This window comes from Roseovarius nitratireducens (assembly GCF_002925845.1).
Taxonomy (GTDB): Bacteria; Pseudomonadota; Alphaproteobacteria; order Rhodobacterales; family Rhodobacteraceae; genus Roseovarius; species Roseovarius nitratireducens.
In genome coordinates this window covers 108,826-114,825 of the sequence record NZ_PDNI01000077.1, presented here as the reverse complement: position 1 = coordinate 114,825, position 6,000 = coordinate 108,826, and the positions used below count along the sequence as shown (strand labels likewise).

3 protein-coding genes, 1 tRNA gene and 2 rRNA genes are annotated in these 6,000 nt (G+C 61.5%); 3 read left to right on the top strand and 3 right to left on the bottom strand.

Annotated elements, in window-relative coordinates; all coding sequences use genetic code 11:
- The 3 genes from CRJ03_RS18195 to CRJ03_RS18185 form a co-directional block, all read left to right on the top strand.
- Positions 1-2,279 (top strand): 23S ribosomal RNA (locus CRJ03_RS18195); the annotation flags it as partial.
- A gap of 107 nt (positions 2,280-2,386) precedes the next feature.
- Positions 2,387-2,501 (top strand): 5S ribosomal RNA (gene rrf, locus CRJ03_RS18190).
- A gap of 44 nt (positions 2,502-2,545) precedes the next feature.
- Positions 2,546-2,622, top strand: a tRNA-Met gene (locus CRJ03_RS18185).
- Positions 2,623-3,735: 1,113 nt separating this feature from the next.
- Here CRJ03_RS18185 and CRJ03_RS18180 read toward each other — a convergent pair.
- From CRJ03_RS18180 to CRJ03_RS18170, 3 genes are all read right to left on the bottom strand, one after another.
- Positions 3,736-4,209 (bottom strand): Hsp20 family protein, encoded by a 474-nt coding sequence (locus CRJ03_RS18180; protein WP_104020285.1) that lies wholly within the window; start codon positions 4,207-4,209, stop codon positions 3,736-3,738.
- A gap of 143 nt (positions 4,210-4,352) precedes the next feature.
- Positions 4,353-5,174: a trypsin-like serine peptidase gene (locus tag CRJ03_RS18175; protein WP_104020284.1), complete on the bottom strand. Its 822-nt coding sequence runs from the start codon at positions 5,172-5,174 to the stop codon at positions 4,353-4,355.
- Positions 5,171-5,977, bottom strand: a complete 807-nt coding sequence (locus CRJ03_RS18170; RefSeq protein WP_104020283.1) for a trypsin-like serine peptidase — start codon at positions 5,975-5,977, stop codon at positions 5,171-5,173. Before CRJ03_RS18170 ends, CRJ03_RS18175 begins: the two co-directional genes overlap by 4 nt.
- Positions 5,978-6,000: the final 23 nt, after the last annotated feature.

Here is a 6,000-nt window from a genome sequence, read left to right as displayed (position 1 = left end):
GATTGTCATTGGTGTCCAGTCTTGTGACGGCGTACCTTTTGTATAATGGGTCATCGACTTGGTCTATCCAGCAAGCTTAAGCCGTTAGGTGTAGGCGCAGCGAAAGCGAGTCTTAATAGGGCGAATGAGTTGGATGGATCAGACCCGAAACCGAGTGATCTAGGCATGACCAGGATGAAGGTTGGGTAACACCAACTGGAGGTCCGAACCCACACCTGTTGAAAAAGGTCGGGATGAGTTGTGCCTAGGGGTGAAAGGCCAATCAAACTCGGAGATAGCTGGTTCTCTGCGAAATCTATTTAGGTAGAGCGTCATCCGAATACCCCCGGGGGTAGAGCACTGGATGGGTAATGGGGCCCCACAGGCTTACTGATCCTAACCAAACTCCGAATACCGGGGAGTACTAGATGGCAGACAGACGGCGGATGCTAACGTCCGTCGTCGAGAGGGAAACAACCCTGACCTACAGCTAAGGCCCCCAATTCATGGCTAAGTGGGAAAGCAGGTGGGACGACCAAAACAACCAGGAGGTTGGCTTAGAAGCAGCCATCCTTTAAAGATAGCGTAACAGCTCACTGGTCTAAACAAGTTGTCCTGCGGCGAAGATGTAACGGGGCTCAAGCCATGAGCCGAAGCTTAGGATGCCGTAAGGCATGGTAGCAGAGCGTAGTGTGATACAGTCTCATTCCTCTTTTGCGGGCTCGCCCGCATGGGAGGGACGAGATTTTCGATGAAGCCGGGGCGTGAGCCATCCGGTGGAGAGATCACTAGTGAGAATGATGACATGAGTAGCGACAAGGAGGGTGAGAGACCCTCCCGCCGAAAGTCCAAGGGTTCCTGCTTAAAGCTAATCTGAGCAGGGTAAGCCGACCCCTAAGGCGAGGCCGAAAGGCGTAGTCGATGGGAACCAGGTTAATATTCCTGGGCCAGATGGAAGTGACGGATCGCGGAGGTTGTTCGCCCTTATCGGATTGGGCGGGCCGCTGAGCGGTTCCTGGAAATAGCTCCATCATGAGATCGTACCCTAAACCGACACAGGTGGACTGGTAGAGCATACCAAGGCGCTTGAGAGAACGATGTTGAAGGAACTCGGCAAAATACCTCCGTAAGTTCGCGAGAAGGAGGCCCGGGTTCAAGGCAACTTGGATCCGGGGGCACAAACCAGGGGGTGGCGACTGTTTACTAAAAACACAGGGCTCTGCGAAGTCGCAAGACGACGTATAGGGTCTGACGCCTGCCCGGTGCCTGAAGGTTAAAAGGAGAGGTGAGAGCCTTGAATTGAAGCCCAGGTAAACGGCGGCCGTAACTATAACGGTCCTAAGGTAGCGAAATTCCTTGTCGGGTAAGTTCCGACCTGCACGAATGGCGTAACGACTTCCCCGCTGTCTCCAACATCGACTCAGCGAAATTGAATTGCCTGTCAAGATGCAGGCTTCCCGCGGTCAGACGGAAAGACCCCGTGCACCTTTACTACAGCTTCGCACTGGCATCAGGATTGTGATGTGCAGGATAGGTGGTAGGCTTTGAACCCGTGACGCCAGTCGCGGTGGAGCCTCCCTTGAGATACCACCCTTCGCACTCTTGATGTCTAACCGCGGCCCGTTATCCGGGTCCGGGACCCTGCGTGGCGGGTAGTTTGACTGGGGCGGTCGCCTCCTAAAGCGTAACGGAGGCGCGCGAAGGTTGGCTCAGAGCGGTCGGAAATCGCTCGTTGAGTGCAATGGCATAAGCCAGCCTGACTGCGAGACTGACAAGTCGAGCAGAGACGAAAGTCGGCCATAGTGATCCGGTGGTCCCGAGTGGAAGGGCCATCGCTCAACGGATAAAAGGTACGCCGGGGATAACAGGCTGATACTGCCCAAGAGTCCATATCGACGGCAGTGTTTGGCACCTCGATGTCGGCTCATCTCATCCTGGGGCTGGAGCAGGTCCCAAGGGTATGGCTGTTCGCCATTTAAAGAGGTACGTGAGCTGGGTTTAGAACGTCGTGAGACAGTTCGGTCCCTATCTGCCGTGGGTGTAGGATACTTGAGAGGAGTTGCCCCTAGTACGAGAGGACCGGGGTGAACGGACCACTGGTGGACCTGTTGTGGCGCCAGCCGCAGTGCAGGGTAGCTATGTCCGGACAGGATAACCGCTGAAGGCATCTAAGCGGGAAGCCCCCCTCAAAACAAGGTATCCCCGAGGGCCGTGGTAGACCACCACGTCGATAGGCCGGAGATGTAAGCGCAGCAATGCGCTCAGTTGACCGGTACTAATCGCCCGATAGGCTTGATTTGATCCAGTAACAGAAAGACTGGGCCAAAAAGCATACACCAAAACGTGTCAACGCGACTTGCGACAGCCCGCAAAAAGGGCCGATTGTATCAATCAGGGGATTCCCCGGTTTGGTGGCCATAGCACGAGCAAAACACCCGGTCCCATCCCGAACCCGGCCGTTAAGTGCCGTCGCGCCAATGGTACTGCGTCTCAAGACGTGGGAGAGTAGGTCGCCGCCAAACCTGGAAATCCCCCGATAAATCTCTCAACGATAACAAACAAACACCGCGGGATGGAGCAGCCAGGTAGCTCGTCAGGCTCATAACCTGAAGGTCGTAGGTTCAAATCCTACTCCCGCAACCAAAAATACCTACAAAATATCAATGCGCTAAAAGCCACCCTCGGGTGGCTTCCTGCGTTCAGGACACCCCCGCATGACCGCAACGAAAAGCCGGGTGAACACCCTGGCGCCAGCGTAACACTAACGCCAGCGACGGCACAGGCCTTCACCGATCATTACACTTGCGATGTCCTGCCCACTCGCCAGCCGACAGCTGCCAATCCAGCGATCATAGCTGCGTTCCCCGGTCAGGCTGCAAGTGACGCGCTCGCTAGAGACCAGCGCCTTCATCCGCCGTGTCGCAATGTGTCCTGCGATGGTGCCGGACTCGCCGCAGTCCAAAGTGGCAATGCGGATTGGACGTCCGTCAACTTCGATTGTGTCACCGTCCCTGACGTAGGTCACGCGTCCGTAGGAAGCGGCGCCATTGCCCGCGCTACGTCGGCTGATGGCGAGGCCGCCACGTCTTTGCATCGCATCCCCACCGTGCAGTGCACGCGGCCGCATGGAGGTAGGCGCGCCTTCGAAAGGGGCGCCGACGTTAGACACCCACCAGCTTTGTTCCAGAGCGGTGTGCTTTAGATAATTGCCAAAAGCCACCACAGCGGCAAACAGGCTTAAGATCAGCAGGCGGGTGGGTAGGAAGCGGCGGACGCCTCGCCGCTTTCTAAAGGGAGTGACGGTTCCCCTGTCTTTGAGCCTTGATGCCATGAGCCGACATTAATCAAGAATTTGGCCAATTTTTGACCGGCGTCGAAGATGCCCGGCTGCTTCGATCCGTGGACGCACCATGCCCGTCAGCAAAAAGATCGCGATTCCGATAGGAGAGGGTAGTCGAGCGCAGCCCGGCTGACTCGGGAGACCGTGACTCATGATCCGAAAGTCGCAGGTTCCAATCCGTTTCCCGCAACCAAGGACATGGAAAACATCAAGACCTCACCAGAATAAGGCGGGCGGAACGCGGATCAGATTTGGTTCCATCTCAATGGCGTCCGGGAGAATGGTGCGGCAAGACGCATGTTCAGCCTGGTTTCAGCCGGTTGCACAACGGGCTCGGTATTCCGGCCCGACCGGACTGGCAACGAAAAGGCCCGGCGAGGCATCCCTTGCCGGGCCATCGGTGCGAGGCGCAGGCTTCAGTTTACCTTCTCGGCGTCGATCACGTCCTGTTCGCGGGCCGCGTCGGCGCTTGCGATGGCGATGCGCCGCGGCTTGAGCGCCTCGGGCACCTCGCGCACCAGATCGACATGCAGCATGCCGTCGGCGTGGCTCGCACCGGTGACGCGCACGTGATCGGCAAGCTGGAAGCGCCGCTCGAACGCGCGCGTGGCGATGCCGCGATGCAGGTAGGTGCGTTCGCTCTCGTCATCCTCGCTCTTGCGGGCCGAGACCACGAGCGCCCCGTCCTTGACCTCGACCGTCAGGTCGTCGGCCGAAAATCCCGCGACGGCGATCGAGATGCGATAGGCGTCGTCGTCGGTCTTCTCGATGTTGTAGGGCGGATAGCTCGGCTGGCTCATGTCGCTCGCCATCACGCGATCCAGAAGATCGGCGATTTGGTCGAAACCGACAGTGGCCCGGTAGAGCGGTGCAAGATCGAAATTGCGCATGGGTCATCCTCCTTTGAGCGATACCAATGTTGGCGGCCTTCCCGTTGGAGACAGGCCGGTTGCGCCCCGGCCCGTCATCCGGCCCCGGGGCATCATGGATTTGGGAAACGCCCGCGCGCCTGTCAAGAGGGGTGCGGCGCGGCTCAGGGTCGGGCGAAGCGCGCGCCGGTACCGCGCCGGCCCTCGCCCGCCTGTACCCGCTTGAAGCCGGGATTGGCGGTCGCCATGCCGACGGTGGCGGCGCGCAGGTCGCGCTTGAGACCGGCAACGAGATCGGGCAGGTCCATGCCATAGGACAGGCGTTTGTCCTCGACGCGGCTACCGCCGCTCACCAGCGACAGGATACGCGGGCGGCCGCCATGTGGGGCCAAGACCGGCGCGCCGGAGGAGCCGAAGATCACGTCGCAGTCAAAGGCCATGATTCCCTCGGCGCGCCACAGCATGTTGCACCGGCGTTGCCATGACGGGGCGCTGTCGCGGTCGCGACCGTAGGAGACGACGCTAATCTGCGCGCCGTCGCGGGGCTGGTCATGGATGGCGAAAGGGGCGGCCACGGCACTGTTGATCGGGGTCGCGAGCCGCAGGAGGGCGGCGTCGTTGCGGATGTTGGCGGCGCTCATGCCGCCGCGCGGATCGTAGCCTTCTGCGGCCACGTAGCCCATCACCCCGGACTCGGCGATCACCTTGCCGTTGCGCAGCCCGGCGCGGAACCGGATCGTATCGGCGGCCACGGGTCGCCCGGAGCGGTCAAAGACGCAATGCGCCGCCGTCAGCACCTGATCGGGCGCGATGAGCACCCCGGTGCAATAGCCCGAGCGCCCGATATCGACCCGGCCTACGGCCTCCCAGCCAAAGAGGTCGTCGCGGTCGGTGAGGCGGGTGAGCCCGCTCGACTGCGCCACAGCCGCGCCCGCCCACAGGCAGAGCGCCGCCAGAAGTGCAAGAACCCGCTGCTCGCCGCTCATGGCCGCGCGAATTTTGCGCCGGTGTCGCGCCGGGTGCCGGAGGTGAAGGTCTTGGGGGCGGCATCCTGAAACACCCCCTGTCCGGCCTCGAGCGCCGTGCGCAACGTGTCGAGCGGCGCCAGGAGCTGCGTGCCCAGCGACACCTTGCGGCCCTCGACCTCGGCCATCGCCGAGACCACCGAGACGATCCGTGCGCGCCCGCCCTCGAAGCTGAAGACCGGCGCGCCGGAGGCACCGAAATCCACGTCGCAGGACATGATGAGCACACCCTGCTGCCGCGCCATCACGTTGCACTCTTGCTGAAGCGACGGGGCCTCGGCGCGGCCCTTGGCGTAGCTCACCACGCCGATGCGCTGCCCCTTGCGGGGGCGGCGGTCGGTCTCGAACGGGGTAACGCGGGTGTTGCGGATCGGGTGATGAAGCTCGAGCAGCGCCACGTCATTGCGCACGCGCTCCGCAGTCACGTCCGCGTCAAAGCGATAGTCGGGATGCAGCACCGCGCGGCGCACCGTGCGATAGGCGGCCGCGCGCCCGTTGCGCCAGCCGGCCTTGAACTCGATTCGTGCAGGGTCGATCCGTTTGCCTGTGGCGCGGTCATGAAGGCAATGCGCTGCCGTCAGGACAAGATCGGGGGCCACCAGCGCGCCGGTGCAGAAGCCGCGCCCGGCCAGTTCGAGACGCCCGACCGCCTCCCACGCGCGGGCGGTGTCGCCTGCGTCGAGCCGCTCGAGGCGGCTGTCCTGCGCGGCGAGCGGTGTGGCGAGCAGGGCGAGCAGGGCGAGCGGTGCAATGGTGCGCAGCATGGTCTCTCCGGCGATCCGATCCT

Excerpts from the sequence above, each read along its gene's own strand:
- CRJ03_RS18180 (WP_104020285.1), bottom strand. The coding sequence starts at position 4,209 with ATGCGCAATTTCGATCTTGCACCGCTCTACCGGGCCACTGTCGGTTTC.
- CRJ03_RS18175 (WP_104020284.1), bottom strand. The coding sequence starts at position 5,174 with ATGAGCGGCGAGCAGCGGGTTCTTGCACTTCTGGCGGCGCTCTGCCTG.
- CRJ03_RS18170 (WP_104020283.1), bottom strand. The coding sequence starts at position 5,977 with ATGCTGCGCACCATTGCACCGCTCGCCCTGCTCGCCCTGCTCGCCACA.